The sequence below is a fragment of the Delftia sp. DLF01 genome (assembly GCF_014852125.1).
In the GTDB taxonomy this organism is placed as follows: domain Bacteria; phylum Pseudomonadota; class Gammaproteobacteria; order Burkholderiales; family Burkholderiaceae_C; genus Comamonas; species Comamonas acidovorans.
The window spans coordinates 235795-254534 of record NZ_JACVAZ010000001.1 but is presented as its reverse complement, the minus strand read 5'-3'; the positions used below and the strand labels follow the sequence as shown (position 1 = coordinate 254534).

Annotated in this window: 11 protein-coding genes; 1 reads left to right on the top strand and 10 read right to left on the bottom strand. The window is 69.1% G+C overall.

Features of this window, described 5'->3' with window-relative positions; genetic code table 11:
• Nucleotides 1-13: 13 nt before the first annotated feature.
• From IB269_RS01115 to IB269_RS01080, 8 genes are all read right to left on the bottom strand, one after another.
• Entirely contained in the window at nucleotides 14-1309 is a 1296-nt protein-coding gene (locus IB269_RS01115) for an ABC transporter substrate-binding protein (RefSeq protein WP_192366246.1), read from the bottom strand.
• A 90-nt stretch (nucleotides 1310-1399) separates the two neighbouring features.
• A complete protein-coding gene (locus IB269_RS01110) occupies nucleotides 1400-2467 on the bottom strand; it encodes an ABC transporter ATP-binding protein (RefSeq protein ID WP_192366245.1) in 1068 nt (355 codons plus the stop codon).
• A 66-nt stretch (nucleotides 2468-2533) separates the two neighbouring features.
• Complete coding sequence (locus tag IB269_RS01105; RefSeq protein ID WP_192366244.1) at nucleotides 2534-3934, bottom strand: amidase; 1401 nt, start codon at nucleotides 3932-3934, stop codon at nucleotides 2534-2536.
• 131 nt (nucleotides 3935-4065) lie between these two features.
• Nucleotides 4066-5010, bottom strand: a complete 945-nt coding sequence (locus IB269_RS01100; RefSeq protein ID WP_192366243.1) for a helix-turn-helix domain-containing protein — start codon at nucleotides 5008-5010, stop codon at nucleotides 4066-4068.
• A 95-nt stretch (nucleotides 5011-5105) separates the two neighbouring features.
• Nucleotides 5106-7202, bottom strand: coding sequence for a BCCT family transporter (locus IB269_RS01095; protein WP_192366242.1), 2097 nt, complete (start codon nucleotides 7200-7202; stop codon nucleotides 5106-5108).
• A 186-nt stretch (nucleotides 7203-7388) separates the two neighbouring features.
• The gene (locus tag IB269_RS01090) at nucleotides 7389-7685 is read right to left on the bottom strand and encodes a hypothetical protein (protein WP_225613934.1); all 297 of its coding nucleotides are present in this window, start codon (nucleotides 7683-7685) and stop codon (nucleotides 7389-7391) included.
• A gap of 39 nt (nucleotides 7686-7724) precedes the next feature.
• Nucleotides 7725-8252, bottom strand: a complete 528-nt coding sequence (locus IB269_RS01085; protein WP_013800955.1) for a DUF2867 domain-containing protein — start codon at nucleotides 8250-8252, stop codon at nucleotides 7725-7727.
• A gap of 89 nt (nucleotides 8253-8341) precedes the next feature.
• The gene (locus IB269_RS01080) at nucleotides 8342-14404 is read right to left on the bottom strand and encodes an alpha-2-macroglobulin family protein (RefSeq protein ID WP_192366240.1); all 6063 of its coding nucleotides are present in this window, start codon (nucleotides 14402-14404) and stop codon (nucleotides 8342-8344) included.
• Nucleotides 14405-14824: 420 nt separating this feature from the next.
• On the opposite strand from IB269_RS01080, the gene IB269_RS01075 reads away from it, so the two are divergent.
• Nucleotides 14825-16222 (top strand): tetratricopeptide repeat protein, encoded by a 1398-nt coding sequence (locus IB269_RS01075; protein ID WP_225613933.1) that lies wholly within the window; start codon nucleotides 14825-14827, stop codon nucleotides 16220-16222.
• Here IB269_RS01075 and IB269_RS01070 read toward each other — a convergent pair whose 3' ends face one another.
• Nucleotides 16223-17713: a rhomboid family intramembrane serine protease gene (locus IB269_RS01070; protein ID WP_097201530.1), complete on the bottom strand. Its 1491-nt coding sequence runs from the start codon at nucleotides 17711-17713 to the stop codon at nucleotides 16223-16225. It lies immediately after the preceding gene.
• A gap of 21 nt (nucleotides 17714-17734) precedes the next feature.
• Entirely contained in the window at nucleotides 17735-18733 is a 999-nt protein-coding gene (locus IB269_RS01065) for a Bug family tripartite tricarboxylate transporter substrate binding protein (protein ID WP_013800951.1), read from the bottom strand.
• Between the last annotated feature and the right edge of the window lie 7 nt (nucleotides 18734-18740).

Genomic DNA, 18740 nt, shown 5'->3' with positions numbered 1-18740 from the left:
CGGCACTGCGCCATCACTTGTAGCGGCGCAGGATGCGGTCTGCTTCCTTTTGCGCATCCTGCAGGGCCTGGGCCGAGGTCTTGCTGCCGTTGAGGGCGGCCTGCACGGCGTCGTTGAGCACCTTGGTCACGCGCTGGTTCTCATGCGTGGAGAACTCGGCCACCGATACCGGCAGCTGGTCGCGCGCCACCAGGGCCTGCGGGAAGTCCTGGCCGTACTTCTTGAGCGCGGGCGTGTCATAGGCGGCGGGCGAGACGGCAACGTAGCCGCTGTCCATGCTCCACTGCGCGGCCAGCGGGGGCTGGGTGACCCACTTCATGAACTGGAAGGCCGCCTCCTGCTGCTCCCGGGGCGCCTTCTTGAACAGGTAGAAATTGCCGCCGCCCGTGGGCGAGCCCTTGCGCACGTTGCCTGCGATCTGGCCCACGCCGAAGTCGAATTTGGCATTGGCACGGATATTGGTCAGGTTGCCCGTGGTGGTGACGATGATGGCGGCCTTCTTTTCCATGAAGTCCTTGGGCGTAGTGCCCCACTCCACCACGCCGGCCGGGTGCACGCCCTCCTTGACCAGGCCCACCCAGAAGTCCAGCGCCTCCACTACCTTGGGGCTGTCCAGCGTGACCTGGGTGCCGGCCTCGTTGGCCAGCAGCACGTCATTGGGCGTGGTCAGGGTCTGCAGCATCCAGTAGGCAAAGCCGGTGGACGGGATCTGTATGCCGTACTGCACGACCTTGCCGCTGGCGTCCTTCTTCGTCAGCCTGTGGGCGGCTTCCTTGAGTTCCTTCCAGTTCTGCGGCGCCTTGTTCGGGTCCAGGCCGGCTTCCTTGAAGGCTTCCTTGTTGTAGTACATGACCACGGTGGAACGCTGGAAGGGCACGCCCCAGGTCTTGCCGCCCGTCTGGCTGTTGGCCATGAAGGCCGGGTAGAAGCCCTTGAGCCAGGCCCGGTCGGCATCGGTCTTCACGAAGTCGTCGATGGGGGCGATGGCGTCCTCGTCGATCAGCGTGAACATGTCGGTGGACAGCAGCACCGAGCTGGCCGGCGGCTTGCCCGACTTGTGGGCCGTCAGCGCCTTGACGATGGTCTCCTGGTAGGTGCCCGCATAGACGGGCGTGATCCGGTACTGCGGATGGGCCTTGTTGAACTCGGCCGCATAGCCGTCGATCACCTTGGTGATAGGGCCGCCCACGGCCACGGGGTAGTAGAACGGCACCTCCAGCGGCGTCTGCGCGCTGGCGGTGTTCAGCAGGCCCGTGGCGGCCACGGCGGCAGCGGCTGCGAGGGTTTTGAGGAAGGCATGGCGTTGCATGGCGGACTCTCCTGGAAGGTGCTTCGGGTGCGAAAGCCGGAACGGCTGAAACGGTGGATGGCGAAGGAATTGGGGGCCGGTGCCTCGGCCTCAGGCCGTGCAGCGCCGCCCCTTTTCGTCAAAGAAATGCGTGGCCTCGCGCGCCCAGCACAGGCCCACGAGCTGGCCCGGCTGCAGGCCGCCGAGCTGGCTACCAGCGGTACGCACCATCAGTTGCTCGCTGCCCACGCGGCAGCGCAGCACCAGGTCGGCGCCCAGGTATTCGAGGCTTTCGATGTCGGCAGCCACCACGGGGCCGCTGCCGACATCGCCATGGAGCGACAGGCGCATGTCCTCGGGCCTGACGCCCAGCCAGCGCGCCTGGCCCGGCTGCTGCAGGCCGGCGGGCGCGGCGCTGGCATGGCTGCCCGCGATGTGCAGGCCGTCGAGGCGTGCGATGTTCATGGCCGGCGTGCCGATGAAGCGCGCGGCGAAGGTGGTGGCGGGCCGGCTGTAGATCTCCTGGGGCGCAGCGCACTGCTCCACGCGCCCCTGGCTGAGCAGCACCACCTGGTCGGCCATGCCCATGGCCTCGGCCTGGTCGTGCGTGACATAGACCACGGTCAGGCCCAGGCGCCGCTGCAGCTCGCGCAGCTCGATGCGCATTTCCTGGCGCAGCTGGGCGTCGAGGTTGGACAGCGGCTCGTCCATCAGGCAGACCCGGGCGCGGGCCACCAGGGCGCGGCCCAAGGCCACGCGCTGTTGCTGGCCGCCCGACAGCTGGCCGGGCCGGCGTGCCAGCAGCGCGTCCAGGCCCAGCAGCGCGGCGGCCTCGTCGATGCGCCGTCGCGCCTCGGCCGCCGGGACCTTGCGCACGGACAGGCCGAAGCCGATGTTCTGCGCCACCGTCAGGTGCGGGAACAGCGCGTAGTTCTGGAACACCATGGCAATGCCGCGCCGTGCGGGCGGCAGTTGGGTGACGTCCTGCCCATCGATGCGCACGCGGCCCGCCGTGGCGCTTTCCAGGCCCGCGATGATGCGCAGCGTGGTGGACTTGCCGCAGCCCGAGGGACCGAGCAGCACGCAAAAGGATCCGGGTTCAATGCGCAGATCCAGCGCCTGCAGTGCCGTGGTGCCGCCCCAGGACTTGGCGACACCTTCCATCTCGATCAAGGACATCACGCCAGTCTAGGAAGGCTGTGTGACAGGCCCGTGTCGCGCCACCGGACTGGCGCCCCATGCAGCTCAGGCAGCAGGGTGCTGTCTGTGCCAGTCCGTGGCCTGCTGGAACGCCCAGCCCGCGCGCACCAGCAGGTCTTCGCGGAAGTCGGGGGCCACGAACTGGAAGGCCACGGGCGCGCCCTCAGGAGTGCGTCCGCCGGGCAGCGTGATCGTGGGGCTGCCCGTCAGGTCGAACGGGCAGGTGTAGCGCAGCATGCCCGAGAACAGCTCGGCATCGGAGCCGAAATGCGCCATGCGTTGCAGCGTGGGGGCCGCAAAGGCCGTGGCGAGGACCAGCAGCAGGTCCACCTGCGCGAAGAGTGCACGCACCCGGCCCGTGAAGTCCGCGCGGCGCAGCAGCAGCCGCTGGTAGTCGGTGGCGGACAGGCCCAGCCCCAGGTCGATCAGCCCGGCGAGCCCGGGGCCATAGGCCTCGCGCCGTGCAGGGAAAGTGGCGCCGTGCGCCACGGCGGTCTCTACCGCGCACAGCGCCGGCCAGTCCTCCACCGCCTGGGTGGCATCGGGAAAGCGGACCTCCTGCACGCTGGCCCCCAGGCGCTGCGCCACCGCCAGGGCCTGCTCCACCGCCTGGCGGGAGGGGGCATCCACGCCGTCCAGTGCCCATTGCCGGTCCATGCCCAGGCGCAGGCCGGAGAATCCGCGCGTCATCATGGCCAGATAGTCGGGCACGCTGCACTGGCTGGCTGTAGGGTCCAGCGGGTCCGCCCCGGCGATGGCCGCGAGCATGGCTGCGGCATCGGCAGCACTGCGCGCCATCGGGCCTATGTGGTCCAGGGACGCGGCCAATTCGAAGGCGCCGTGGCGGCTCACCCTGCCCCAGGTGGGCTTGAGCCCCGTGATGCCGTTGGCGGCCGATGGAAAGCGGATGGAGCCCCCGGTGTCCGTGCCCAGCGATCCGAAGCACAGCCCCGCCGCCGTGGCCACGCCCGAGCCGCTGGACGAGGCCCCGGGCCACAGCTGGGCGCCCCAGGGGTTGACGGGGGCAGTGATCTCGGGATGGTGGTCGGCGAAGGCGCCTTCGGTCTGCTGCAGCTTGCCCAGGATGACGGCGCCGGCCTCGCGCAGCCTGCGCACCACGGTGGCATCTTCCGTGGGGCGATGGTCGCGGTGCAGCGTCATTCCATGCGTGGTGGGGACGCCCCGGGTCCACAGCAGGTCCTTGAGCGCCAGCGGCACGCCGTGCAGCGCACCGCGGCGGCGGCCCTGCGCGATCTCGGCGTCGGCGCGGCGGGCGTCCTCCAGCGCCTGCTGCGCCATCACCGTCACGTAGCTGTGCAGCCGCGCGTCCACGGCCTCGATGCGCGCCAGCATGTGGCGGGTCACCTCTTCCGAGGAAATACGGCGGGACTGGATCTCGCGCCCCACCTCCAGCAGTTCGAGATGGTGCAGTTCGCTGTCGTTCATGGCATGTCTCCCGGCGCCCGGCTCCGGGGCGCCACCGTTGTTGCACTGGAAAAGCCGCACGGGACGCACGGCAGATCCATGCTAGGGAGCCGGCAGCCCCGACGCTTGTTCGTGAGGGACAGCGACCTTGCTCAGGCGGCCAGCAGGCTGCGGGGCGTGCAGCCGAACGCCTTGCGAAAGGCTCGGCTGAAGTGCGCCGCATCGGAGAACCCATGCGCGAAGGCCGCCTCGGTCACGCTGGAGCAGCGCCCCTGCATCAGGGCCTGGCGGCTGGCCTGCAGCCGCAGCTGCCATACCAGGCCCATGGGCGTCTGGTTGCGCCGCGCAAAGGCCCGCGTCACAGTACGCGGCGAGACGTTGTGCTGCTGCGCCAGCCATTGCAGCGACAGCTCGGGCGAGCCCAGGTTGTCCTGGATGAACGCCTGGATGCGGCCGTGCAGGTCCCTTTCCGAGCGGGGCTGCACGGCCATCTCCTGCATCTCCAGCGCCAGGGCCAGCACGTCGAGCAGCGCCATGCCGAAGCGCTGCGCCAAGGCATCACCGTGCGGCGCAGGCGGCATGGCGATGGCCTCGCCGAGCATGGCCCGCAGCGGCGCCACGGCCGGGGCATGGCCATGCAGCACCCGGCCCGCGTGCAAGGGTGCACGGGCAAAGCGATTCAACAATTCGCTGCGCGGAATGCGCATCAGCAGGATATCGCGGGGCGCCACCGAGAATTCGAAAGGCTGCGCAGCGTCATAAAGCACCAGATTGCCCGCGCTCAGCCGGGCCACTTGCCCGCCCTGGCGCACCTCGGCCTGGCCCTGGAGCAGATAGCCCAGCCACAGCTCGTCGCGGGCATGCAGGCGCAGGTGGGCCGCGTTGCGCACCCAGCGGTGGCTGGGTGCCGACATGGCACTGATCTCCAGCAGTCCCAGGGACCGCACGGACAGCGTGGCCCCGAAGCCGCCGGGACCTGCACCATCCCCCTGCGCGCGGTGGCTGTCGGCCGGGATGCAGTGGCGGCAGACCACCTCGTGCCAGTAGTCGAAACGATGGCGTGGCTCCTGCGAATGGGTAGAGTATTCGAGCTGCATGGCAGCGCCCAGTATCCGCAGGCGGCCGCCGGCTGGCACCCCGGTGTTTACCCAAAGGCCCGGGGTGCCGCGACGGCGGCACTGCGCAGCACGGCTCAGCTGTGGCCCGGAGCCCGGTTCAGCAGATGCGTGCGCTGGTCGGCGCTCAGCGACAGGTAGCGCTCGTAGTGGCGCAGGATGTCGGCGATGACTTCCTCGCTGCGCAGGTACTGGATGTCGTGGCCCAGGCGACCGTCCTCGAAGAAGGTGATGGGCTCGTAGACATGGCGCCGCTCCTGCTCGCTGGCCGCCTCGCTCACCAGGAAGGTGGGCACCGTGCGGCGCGTGGCGCGCACGCCGTAGACGAAGTCGCGCAGCGAGGGATCGGGCACGGTCAGGCGCACGGCGCCCTCGCCATCCAGGTCCTCGGTGACCACGGCCTGCACGCCGCGCCTTTGCATCTCGGCGGCCACCTCGTTCATGGCCGGCAGCACCACGCCGGCCAGGAACCTGCGCACGTCGGCGCGCGAGGGCTGATGCACGATCTGCTCCAGGCGCTTGCGCCAATGCTGGCCGCTCCAGAAGCTGGTGGCCGGAGCCAGGTCGGGCGAGAAGTGCGCGCGGTCGGCCTGCAGCCCGCGCCACAGCCCGTAGCACAGCGCCAGCATGATGACCGCCACCGGCAGGGCCGCCACCAGGGTCATGGCCTGCAGCGCCTTGAGGCCGCCGGCCAGCATCAGCACCATGGCCGTCACGCCCAGCACGGCAGCCCAGAACAGCCGCTGCCAGACCGGCGAACGCGCATGGCCGCGCGAGGCGATGTTGTCCACCACGAAGGCCCCGGAGTCCGCCGAGGTGACGAAGAACACCGCGATCAGCACGATGGTGAGCCAGGCCACGGGCTTGAACCAGGGCAGGTACTCGAAGAAGCGGAACAGCAGCGCATCCACGTTCGAGGCCGTCTGCCCCAACGCGCCCATGGCCACGTGGGTGTCTATCCAGATGGCGCTGTTGCCGAAGGCCGTCATCCACAGCAGGTTGAAGGCCGTGGGCACCAGCAGCACGCCGGTCACGAACTGGCGGATGGTGCGCCCGCGCGAGATGCGCGCGATGAACATGCCCACGAAGGGCGACCAGGAGATCCACCAGGCCCAGTAGAGGATGGTCCAGCCGCCGAACCAGCCTTCCTGGCTGGGCGGCTCGTAGGCGAAGGTGCGGAACGACAGCTGGACCAGGCCAGACAGGTAGTTGCCGATGTTCTCGCTCAGCGCCTCGAAGAGGAAGACCGTGGGCCCCGCCACAATGACGAAGGCCAGCAGGATGAAGGCCAGCACGAGATTGAACTCGCTCAGGCGCCGCACGCCCTTGTCCAGGCCCGAGACGGCAGACAACCCGGCCAGGCAGACCACGATGACAATGACCGAGATGCGGAACAGCGCCGTGGAGGTGTCCCATCCCGTCAGCGTGTGCAGGCCGGCGGCCAGCTGCAGCGCGCCATAGCCCAGCGTGGTGGCGATACCCGCGATGGTGCCCACCAGCGCGAAGGCATCCACGCTGTGGCCGATGGGGCCGTTGATACGCTTGCCCAGCAGCGGGTACAGGCCCGAGCGCATGGTCAGCGGCAGGTTGTAGCGAAAGCCGAAGTACGCCAGTACCAGGCCCATGGTCCCGTAGACGGCCCAGGCGTGAAAGCCCCAGTGGAAGAAGGTGGACTGCAGCGCCTCGCGTGCGGCGGCCGGCGTGGAAGGCACGGCCGTGGGCGGCTTGAGGAAATGCTGCAGCGGCTCGCCCACGCCGAAATACATCAGACCGATGCCCATGCCGGCGGCGAACAGCATGGCGGTCCAGGAGATGAAGCTGAACTCGGGCTCGGCATCATCGGGACCCAGGCGGATATCGCCGAAGCGGCTGGACGCGACGAAGATCAGAAAGACCAGGAACAGCGTGACCGAGACGGCATAGAACCAGTCCATGTGCCCCACCACCCAGTCCTGGGCGCTGGAGAACAGCCGGTCGGCGCTGTCGGGCATGAGGCCGCAGTACAGCAGCAACAGGCCCAGCACCAGCAGGGAAGGAATGACAACGGGGCCCGAGAACGTGATGCGCGGTGCAGGCTCGGCAGGCGATGGCGTGGCCGCCTGCGGTGCATCCGGTGGCGGAGCCACTGGTGGCGCGGGTGGCGCCGGTCGGGGATCGGTGGTCGTGTCTGGCATATACCCTCTCTCTTGTGATCAATGGTGTGCCCGGGAACCGATTCGCAATGGTGGCGGCCCTGCCCTTGTGGGGCGGGCCGCGTTCCCTGCTCGGGGGATGTCCGCCGGGCAAAGGCCGCAAGTATGCAAGGGCGGCGTGGAAGCAGGCGTCGGACGCCAACGCCAAAGGCTTCCGATTTGCTGACTTCAGGGCCGACGCCCCAGCACGCTGCTCCAGCGCGCCAGCGCAGCCAGTACGGAGGGCCAGAACACGGTATTGGCAATGTCGTGCAGGCTGGCGCCCCAGCGCCAATACCCCAGGCTCGCGATATCGTCGCGCATGTCTAGCAGCTCGCCCGTCATGGCCACCGCCAGGGCCGCCAGGAGGGGCGTCCAGCTGCCCAGGGGTCTGCGCAGCACGGCGCAGGCGGCCAGCGCCACCGTCAGGCCCACGTAGATATGCAAGGCGTCCTTGGACAGCCCCGAGGCACCCACGACGGCCATTTTGATGGCCTGGACAGCCGACGGCTCCATCCGCAGCTTTCAGCCGGCCAGCTTGGCCACCACGGCCGGGGCGATGACGCGGTGGGCCGGCGCCACGCCCAGCATGTAGATACGGCCCAAGGCATTGTGCACATGGACCACAGTGGACATGGCGGCGGTGAAGGTGCCGGACGGCGCGCCCTCGGGGCTGGGCAGCCGCATGAGGGAGACCTGCACGTCCAGATGCCTGTCGCTGTCGCCCAGGACCACTTCGCTGTCGCTCAGGGCATGGACACGGAAGATGCCGGCGCGGTCGCCCACGCGGTAGCTCGATGGCTGGCGTTGCGCATCGACGCCGCTGAGCGTGCCCAGGTCCTTGATGCCGAAGGGCGCCACCACGCGGTTGCGCAGGCGCATCAGAAAGTCGATCCAGCCCGGTGTGCGGCCCACGCAGCGCAGGTACAACGCCATGGGACTGCTGCCGTCGTCCGGCAATTGCAGCTGGTAGCTGTCGTGGAAATAGGCGGTCTTGAGGCGGTCCTGCAGGGCGCTGCCTGCGGGAACCGGGGAGAGGATGACTTGTGCCATGGAGCGGAGGGTGATGAAAAAAGGGGGCGGTCCTGCAGCCATCATAGGCCGCAGGGCCGCCCCCTTGTCAGGGCGCCATCAACGCTGCATCAGCGCTTGTCGCTCACCTTGATGCGGGCGTTGGGAACCTCGCCGAACATCTCGGGCGCATACAGCGCCTCCACCCGCGTGGGCGGCAGCGCGAAGTCGCCGGCATTGTTCAGCCGCACGGTGTACTCCACGCGCGTATTGCCCTTGGGCAGGTACTGGTAGTAGGCGCGGTAGGCCTCGAAGCTGCGCTCTTCATAAGCCAGCCAGCCCGCGCCTTCCGCGCGCTCGCCGCCCGAGGCGATCTCCGAGTCGCGCCCCAGACCGCCGCCCAGGATGGTGGCGCCCGTGGGCACGGGGTCGGTGATGGCCACCCAGGTCATGTCGGTGCGGGCCTGCACCTCCAGCGTGACGCGCAGCACGTCGCCGCGCGAGTACTGGCCTGCGGGCAGGCTCTTGTCGGCCTGCTCCACGGGCTTGACCGTGCGCGTGACGGTGTAGCCGGCGCTGAACGGCGCCTTGAGCTGCACGGCCGCCACAGACTGCAGCGTGAGCCAGGGCTTGCCGGTGCCCTGCTGGGTCACCGTCAGCTGGCCCTTGCGGGCATCACCCACCGCGCTCCAGGGCAGGAACATGGTGTTGTTGCGCAGGCCGCCGACCACCGTGGTCGCGCCGAAGCTGGACGCCTGGTGCGCCGCGCCCTCGGTGTCGCTGGCGCGCATGCGCGTGACCTGGCTCCACTCCACGCGGGCCTGGGACGCGCCCAAAGCCGCCTGGGTGGCGCCCGTCACGGGCGTGGCCTCGAACTGCTGCGAGAAGCGCTGCAGTGCCAGCGCGCCCCACAGGTTGGCCGTGGTCGTGCCCCAGGCGCCGTTGCTCTGGCGCGAGATGAAGCCATTGGCCAGGCGCGGCAGCTCTTCCTTCCACGTCGGGTCGTCCATGTTGACCAGCATCAGGCGGGCCAGGTTGACCTCGGGGCCCTGCATCAGCCACCACCACTGGTCGTCCTGCTCGTTGCTGAAGGCCACGCGCGTGCCCTGGTAGCTCAGGCGGGCGCGCAGGATCTGCTGGGCCTGGGCCAGTTGCTGTTCGCGCTGGGGCAGCTCGCGCATGTGCTTGAGCAGGGCCACCCAGTCGATGACGGCATGCGTGGGCCAGTCGTTGGGCGCAATGGTGATGCTGTCGAGCATGCGCGGATTGGCGCGGCCCGTCAGCGCCAGCGCCTGGATGGCGGCCAGCTTGCGCATGTCCAGATCCTTGCGCGGGCTCCAGAAGCTGCGCTGGATGCGGCCTTCGACGAAGGCGATCAGGCCGTTTTCCATGCGCTCGCGCTCGGCCGCCGGCAGTACGAAGCGCTTGTCCACGCCCTGTGCCAGTGCCGAGAGGTTGAGCAGGTGGGCCGTCAGCGTATCGCTGCCGCGGGCCGCACGGCCCGAGCCGTCGCCTGCCAGCGGGAAGTAGCTGGCCAGGCCGTCGCCGTCCAGGTAGCTGGGCAGCTGGCCCATGGTGGACTGCCACAGCGTGGCGTCGCTCATGCCCACGGCCTTGCTGGTGACCTGCTCCAGGCAGCTGTAGGGATAGCGCGCCCACCAGTCGCGCACGCCCGGCAGGCCTTCGGCCAGCTTGGGCGCCAGCGACATGCGCAGGCCGCCGCGGCCGGACAGTGCATCGGCCGGCAGTTGCACGGGCAGGTTGATGCTGCCATCGACCTGCATCAGCGTGCCCTGCTGCACCGTGAGCGGCACGGCCGGGATGATGCGCTGGCTGACCTTCAGCCTGTCGCTGGCCGGCTTGTCACCGCCTGCGGTGTCGCGGGCTTCGATCTCCCAGATCAGCGCCTCGGCGCGGGTCTGGCCCAGCTGGGCCGGGGCCGTGACGTTCCAGGTCACCTCGCGCGCCTCGCCCGCGGGAATCTCCACGGTCTGCGCTGCCAGCTCCAGCAGCGTGGCACGCGGCGTGACCTGCACCTTCATGGCCTTGGCCGAGGTGTTGCGCAGCGTGACCATGGCACGGAACTGGTCCTCCTCGCGCACCAGCGGCGGCAGGCCGCTGATGATCTGCAGGTCCTGGGCCGTGCGGATGGGCGCCTGGCCCGTGCCGAACATCGACACGCCATGGTCGGCCACCGCCACCACCTGGAAGGTGGTCAGCGAGTCGTTGAGCGGCACGCTGACCTGGGCCTTGCCCTGGGCATCGAGCACCACGCTCGGATTCCACAGCAGCAGCGTCTCGAACAGCTCGCGCGTCTGGCTGCGGCCACCGCCGCCGCCAGCGGCCACGGCCTTGCGGCCGTAGTGGCGCCTGCCGATCACCTCCATCTGCGCGGTCGAGGTCTGCACGCCCCACTCGCGGCGGCGCAGCATCGCGTCGGCCAGCTGCCAGCTGGTGTTGGGCATGAGCTCCAGCAGGGCCTGGTCCACGACCGCCAGCGCCACCTCGGCGCCAGCGGCGGGCTTGCCGTCGGGCAGCGTGGCGCTGATGGTGACCTTGGCGGTGCCGCGCACCTGGTAGCTGGCCTGGTCGGCCGTGACCTTGACGTCGATGCGATGGGCCTTGGTGCCCACGCGGATCTCGGCCATGCCCAGGCGGTAGGCGGGCTTGGACAGGTCGACCAGGGCCGTGGGCGCGATGTACTCCTTGCCCTCGTGCCAGAAGGCGTTCCACCACTCGCGCGGCGCCTTGAAGCCCCAGGTGAAGAAGCTGTACCAGGGCACCTCGCGCAGTCGCCCGCGCAGGGCCAGCACGCTCACGTAGACGTTGGGGCCCCAGTCGGGCTGGACCTTCAGCTCCACGGTGGGGTTCTGGCCATTGAGCTGCATGACCTGGGTGCTGACGATGCCTTCGCGTTCCACGGCGACCAGGGCCGTCGCATAGCGGAAGGGCATGCGCACCTGGAAGCGCGCAGTCTCGCCGGGCTCGTAGCTGCGCTTTTCGGGCAGCACGTCCATGCGGTCATGGTCCTCGCCGCCGAACCACAACTCGCCCTGGCGCGTGACCCAGACGCTGGAGGCGGCCTGGGCGGGCCGGCCGTCCTTGTCGGAGGCGGTGACGATCAGTTCCACCTCGCCGGGCTGCGACAGCTGGGCCTCGCACTGCACCATGCCCTGGGCATCGCTGTTGCCCGTGCACACCGTGCCCATGGACTTGAGCGTGGTCTGGTTGTCGTAGCTGTAAAAGCCCCCCACCAGGCGCTTGCGGCTGCTGGTGGTGACGCGGGAGATGGCCTCGACCTTGACCGGCACGCCGGCCTGGGGCTTGCCGTCCACGCCCAGGGCCAGCGCCTGGAACTGGAGCTTGCGGCCCGTGGTGATCCAGCTTTCGGCACGCACGCCGGCCACGATGGCCGCGGGCCACAGCATCTGCGTGCTGCGCAGGGTCTGCACCTCGCCGTTGGGATCGGCATAGGTGGCCTCGATCAGCAGCTCGCGCGGCTCGCGCAGCTTGGGCAGGTTCTCGATCTTGAGCTTGCCCAGTCCTTCACGGTCCAGCGTCACGGGCAGCTTGTCGGCCACCACCTTGCTGTCCTGGGAGGCCGTGGCCTCCTCGTCATCGCTCTGGCCCGTCTCCTGGGCGCTGCGCGGTGCCGAGAAGCTGAAGCCCTGCCAGTCGCTGCGGTCCATCCAGGTGGAGCGCACCAGGGCGGACACGCGCACCGGCAGGTTGGCGGCCGGGCCGCCGGAGACGTAGTTCACCTGCACCTGCACCGGCAGGCTGGAGACGCCGACCAGGGCCTGCTTGCTTTCGGGGCCCACACGGCCTTCGAGCACGGGCAGGCGGAATTCCTCGACACGGAAGCTGCCCGTGCCGAAGCGGTTGTTGCGCCCGCGCGAGCCATTGCCATCGCCGCGCAGCTCCACGGAGTACGAGCCGAGCTTGGCGCCCTTGGGCACAGAGAAGCTGTTTTCCGCACTCAGGCCGCCCGTGCCCGTGGAACGCCACTGCAGCGGCTGCGTGTACTGCTGGCCGCTGCCTTCATGGGTGATGACCAGTTGCGTGGGCCGCTGCTCGGGCAGCGCAAAGCCGCCCTGCCCCTGGCCGATGCCGGTCTGGGTGCGCATCAGGTGCTTCATGGACACGGTCTCGCCGGCGCGCAGCAGCGTGCGGTCGAAGATGGTGTGGGCCACCTCGTCGCGCTGGGCGCTGCGGCTGGTGGGCACGTTGAAGCGCCAGGACTCGATGCCGCGCTGCCAGTCGCTCCAGGTGAAGGCCAGCTCCTGCTGGCCGTCCTTGCCCTGGGCGCGTGCGCTGACGAAGTAGGCCGGCGAGCGGTAGCCGACACCGCCCGTGCACTGGGGCGGCTCGGGCGACAGGCCGTCCAGGCGCGCCACGCCACTGGCGTCGGTGGTGGCCGAGGTCAGCACCTTGCCATTGCAGTCGGAGACCTGGATCTTGGCATTGGCCACGGCCTGGCCCTTGTCCAGCGTGGTCACCCAGGCGGCCGCGTTCTCGCGGCCGAGCTTGAAGTGCACGGACAGATTGGTCACCAGGGCGGAGGTGCGCACATACATGCTGCGCGCCGAGCCGTAGCGCTCATCGAGCAGCGACTGGCCCAGCAGCGGCGAGGCGATCTCGACCACGTGAAAGCCCGGCGTGAGCGGAATGCCCACCACCTCGAAGGGGCGCGGATCGCCCTTGACGGGCTTGGGCAGCTCCAGCGTCTTGACGTCGCCCTGGCCGGCCAGCAGCGACAGCATGCGCGTCTGCACATAGTCGCGGTTTTCGTTGTCGATCACGGGCGGCAGCGGGCCCTTGATGTCGCGCGAGGCGCGCTTGCGGTCCATGTCGGAGGACTCGTAGTCGGCCACGCGGCGCATCCAGGCGATGATCTCGGCATCGCTGCCGGGCTGCTTGGTGCTCACGCGGCTGGCATCCAGGGACTTGGTGGCCAGCTCGGACTCCACATTGCGCAGCGTCACGGGCAGCAGGGCCGGGCCGTCCGGTCCCTCTGCATAGCGCTCGACGATGCCGAAGGGCGAAGCCGCGAACTTGGCCAGCGGCGGCAGCGCGCCCGTGGCCACCTGCAGCGGGAACATGTCGGCATTGCTCAGGCTGCGGCCTGCCGCGTCCTTGAACTGCGGAGGCAGCTCCACCGTATAGCGCGCCTGGGCCTGCATGGTGGCCGGGAAGCTCAGGTTCTGCACCAGCGAATCCTCGCTGAGCTTTTCGCCGTATTCGCCGTCGATCACGGGCGCCACCTTGGAGGCGCCGCTGCTCAGGCGAATGCCCTCGGCCAGCTTGCGCGGCACGGGTGCGTTGAAGCTCAGGCGCATGGGGCGGATCGGCAGGCAGGCGGCCTGGGCGTTCTCGCGCTCGCAGCTGAACTCGGCCGCGAAGGGCTCGCGCACGCGGTACTCGAAGCGCTTGTCCTGGCGGCTGGCCACGCCATTGGGCGTGGCGATGCCGGCGCCAAAAACCAGCTTCATGGTCGTGCCCGCCGTCAGGCGGCGGTTGCAGGCCAGCGTGGCGTACTGCAGCGGGTTCTTGGCGGCGGCCTTGTCCCAGCCGCGGTGCTTGAGCAGCTCGTCGCGCTCCTTGCCGTCGATCAGGCGCACGGGTATGCGCTCGCCCACGCCTTCGGCCGTGCACCACATGTGCTGCTGAAGGCTTTGCACGGTGGCCGGGCCCGACAGGCGCAGCGCGAAGTACTGCTCCTCGTCGATCTGTTCATAGGTGTCGGGCGCCATGTCCAGCACGGCCGGGCCGCCGGTCTGGAACTGGTAGCTGGCAGCGCCCGTCACGGCCGTGCCCGCAGGCGACTTGTAGCTGGCCACCAGCTGGGCCGTGCAGCGCACGCCGGGCGGCAGGGCCTGCTTGAAGTCGAACACCCATTCCCGGTCGCTGTTCCAGCGGCCCGTGCCCTGGGTGGCCGCCGCATCGCTGCAGCTGAGCGTGACCGGCGCGGCCGCCTTGGGGTCGCCAAAGCGCACGGCCGTGCCATCGAACTGCACCACCACCTGCTCGACCTTGGCCACCTCTCCCTGCGGGCTGAATTGGCGCACGCCCACGGCCTGCGCCGTCAGCGCCGCCGATCCCAGCAGCAGCCCCAACCCCCACCGGCTCCAGGGCCGGCTGTGCGCCGGAGCCCCCTGCAACCCACTGATCGCTTTCGTGCGAAGCACCCCCATGGCAATCCCTTCTGTCGGGCTCAGATGGCCCGCTGTTTTCTTGGAATGAGCAGGCTTTCAGCACTGCGACGCGAGCTGTCCGCATGACACGCTGCAAATGAAAAACCCTGCGCTGCAGGCAGGGCTCGGCGGCAAGGGCTGGAACAAGGCGCAGGCCTGTCGCCCGCATGCACCGAATGCAGGGCCGCATCCGCTGCGGCTGAAAACCACTGCGCGGGATGATACCGGGCCGCATCCGCTGCAGGCCCTGCTGCGGGTGCCCGGAACCGGGTCTGCGGTGTATCCATCTGTAAGACATCGGCGCATCAACGCGTCATATCCGTGCGATCACAGGGCTCACCTCCCACCACAGGTCCCGTCAGACTACATACAGCGTGCTGCCTATACTGCGCGGATACAACACAGGGAGAGAGTCCGTCCATGAAGCCGAACCACGTTGCCGTGCCTCAGCCGTTCTGGCACCGGATCAACCAGTTCTTCGCCTTTCCGTTCCAGTCACAGCCGCTGGGCTATGCGCTGCTGCTGTCGCTGGGCAGCCTGCTGTTCAAGGCGCTGTTCTTCCTGCCCGCACCCCTGGCCATCGGGCTGGTGCAGATCGGTATCCTGCTGGCCGCCAGCCGCTATGGTTTCAAGGTGGCAGCGCTGGGTTCGCAGGGCATATCGCGCGCTGCGGACTATCCTCGCCACCTGGACCCGGACTGGACCCATCTGCCCTGGAAGCTGTTCGCCATTTTGGTGGTGCACGGCATCATCGTCGGCTGGTGTGCGCGGGTGAGCCTGGGCATGGCGCAGCTGGCCCTGCTGCTGCTGTCCTTTTTGCTGCCGGCCAGCATCATCGTGCTGGTGCAGACGACGGGCTTTTTCTCCGCACTCAATCCGCTGCTGATCCTGGACACGGTGCGCATCATCGGCAAGCCCTATGCGCTGCTGTGCTTTTTTCTGTTCCTGTTGAGCAGCGGTGCGCAGATTGCCATGTCGCTGCTGCTGCCGCTGTTCAGCGGGCTGATCCTGCTGCCGCTGTTCAACTTCGCCATGATCTATTTCGGCTGGGTCATGGCCAGCCTGCTGGGCTATGTGATGTACCAGCACCATGAGGCTCTGGGCATCGACGCCGTGCCCCAGGCAGACAGCGGCCCCGACGGGGCGCCTGCGCGCACGCCCGAACAGATCGCCCGCCAGCAGCTGGACGAGGACGTGGCCGAGCATGTGGCCGCTGGCGACCTGGCCGCCGCGCTGGGCCTGGCCTACGAGGACCAGCGCACCCACCCCGACGACACGCATGCCCAGCGCCGCTACCACCGCTTGCTGCTGCTGTCGGACAAGACGGCCACGCTGCTGGACCACGGCCGGCGCTTCATCGCCCTGCTGCTGCGCCAGGGCCAGACCGCCGAGGCGCTCAAGGTGTTCCAGGCCTGCCGCGCCAAGGAATCGACCTTTGCGCTGGACGATGCCGACCAGACACTGGCCCTGGCGCGCAGCACCTGGCGCGCGGGCGATGCACAGGCGACGCTGACCCTGATCTCGGGCTTCGACAAACGCTTCAAGGGCCATGCCGCCGTGCCCCATGCCTATGAACTGGCGGCGCGCCTGATGCTGCAGGGATTCGGGCGCCGGGACATGGCCCAGGGCATCCTGGCCACGCTGCAGGCGCGCCATCCCGACAGCGAGGCCACGCAGGAGGTGCGGTGGCTGCTGCGTGACCCGGAACCGGAACCGGAACCGGAACCGGAACCGGAACCGGAACCGGAACCGGAACCGGAACCGGAACCGGAACCGGAACCGGAACAGGGACCGGACCCGCGCCCGGCCCCGCACTGATCACGCCGTGGCCTGGGACCGGGCCTGCCCGTCGAGCAACAGCCGGGTCACGGCCTCATCGGGCGCCCAGCGCTGCAGTTGTGGCAGCCAGGCGCGGGCGCGCTGTGCCAGCCCCTGCTGCAGCAGGCCGTTGACCAGCAGGCACAGCGTCTCGCCCAGGCCCGGCTGGCCGGGTGCTGCCTGCAGCAGCGCGTGGCACAGCTTCTCGGCATCGTCGAACGCACGGGCACGCGTGAAACGGCGCACCAGCCTGGCCATGTCCTCGGGCGCGATCCTGGCGCCTGGGCGGGCCAGGTCCAGGTAGATGCGGTAGCTGTCGTGCTGCCAGGCCAGGGTGGCGGCATCACGGGCCGGCAGCCTGAAGATGCGCCGGGCCGCCCGGTGGAAGTCCTCGCTGGCAGGCGCATAGCGGGCCGCGGCAAACCAGGCCCGCAGCACCTCGGTGTCGGCAGGCCGCAGCTGGGCGGCGGCGCGCCAGGCGCGCAGGGCGCCCTCCATGTCCAGCGCCTGGCCCAGGCGTCGCGCGTTGGCGACATGTGCGTCGAAGCCATCGTCCGGCGCCGAATGGCGGCCCGCCAACGCCGCCCGTGGCTTGCGGCGCAGATGCAGGGCCATCAGGGTCGCTCCTGTGAGCAGGCCGCCCAGGTGGGCCATGTAGCCTGCGCTCTGGCCACTGAAAAAATGCTGCAGCACTTCATTGGCGATCCAGGCTGGCAGCAGGATCAAGGCGGGCGCAGTGACGTAGTTGAAATAAAAAAACAGCTGATAGAAGAAACGGACACGCCGCAGCCGGTACATGACGGCGTACATGCCCATCAGGGCCGCCACGGCGCCCGAGGCGCCCAAGCCGTAACTGCCTGTGCCTGCATAGGCCCAGCCCGAAAGCACCGAGCCACCCACGGCGCCCAGCAGATAAAACAACAGATAGGTGCCGCGCCCCAGCATCAACTCGACCGAGAAGCCGAACATGAAGAGAAACAGCATATTGCCCACCAGGTGGCTGGTGTCGACATGCAGGAACGCTGCGGTGATCCAGGTCACCGGGCGCATCGGCGCGTCCAGCGCATAGTTTTTGGCCCAGCGCGTGGTGAAAGGTTCCGGCTGCAACGCCTCGTAGCGGCTACGGTCGGTCTGCCAACGCTCGTGCAGGGGATCGCTTGCGGGCACGATCTGCCCGCTGCGCAGCAGCGCCAGGAATTTCGGCTCCCGCTCCATGCGCTGCAACAGCGGCTCGACCAGGCCCCTCTTCTGCAGCGCCTTTGCCTGCTTTGCCATCGGCGAATCCGTGCGCTGCAGCCAGTCCACGAAGCGCGGCAACTCGATGCCCGGCAGCGCGCTGGCGGCATAGAACTGCGACGCCGCCTGCTGGGCACGCTCCTCGGAGCGCTGCGGCCCGAAGAACACCAGCACGTTCACGAGGATGATCAGCAGCGTCATCCACGGCGGATTGCTCCAGCGGGGCCGGTCCTCCAGCGGAATCGCGTAGAACATGCGGGACCGCTGGACGCGCGCTTACTGCGGCTGGAAGCCGCTGGTCTGGATGATGCGTTTCCAGACCTGGGTATAGGCCTGCTCGCGCTCGGCCAGTTGCGCGGGTGGCATGTGGCCCACGGTCAGGCCCAGGGCGGTGAGCTGCTCGTGCACATCGGGCTGCTTGAGCACGGTGGCCACGGCGGCGGAGAAGCGGTCGATGAAGGCCTGGGGCGTGCCGCGCGGCGCGTAGATGCCGTAGTAGGGCGTGTCCTCGAAGCCCTTGACGCCCTGCTCGGCCAGCGTGGGCACTTCGGGCATGGTGGCCTGGCGGCGCGTACCCAGCACGCCGATCACGCGCAGCTTGCCGGCCTTGTGGTTTTCCATGAAGTCCTGCACCGAGGCGATGCCGGCCGGAATCTGGTTGCCCAGCATGTCGGCCAGCATGGGCGCGCTGCCCCGGTAGGGTGCGGCCACCAGGTCGAGCTTGTAGTGCTCGCCCAGCAGCCTGACCAGGAATTCCGGCGTGGACGCGGGCGCGGGAATGCCGATGCTGCCGCGCTTTGCGCCCTGGCGCACCCACTCCACATACTCGGCAAGGTTGCGCGCCGGCGTGTTGGCGGAGACCGCCAGCGCGTTCACGAAGGTGGCAAAGCCGGCCACGGGAACGAAATCATGGCCAGGGTCGAAACCCGGCTTCTTCACCACCTGGGGCAGGATGGAGATGGTGTGGTCGTGCGTGAGGAACAGCGTGTGGCCATCGGCCGCAGCCGCCTTGAGCTGCTGCGCCGCGATCTGCCCGCCCGCGCCGGGGCGGTTGTCCACCAGCACCGTGGTGCCCAGCACGTCCTTGAGCCGGTCGGCCAGCAGGCGTGCGATGGCATCCGTGCCGCCGCCCGGCGGAAAGCCCACCAGGATGCGTATGGCTTGCCCGGGCTGTGCCCAGGCCAGCGGAGCCAGGGCCGACGAGGCGGCAACGGCAGTCACTGCGCCGGCGGCGCGCAGCGCCCCGGTCAGCAGTTGGCGGCGGGAAGATGTCATGGCGCGG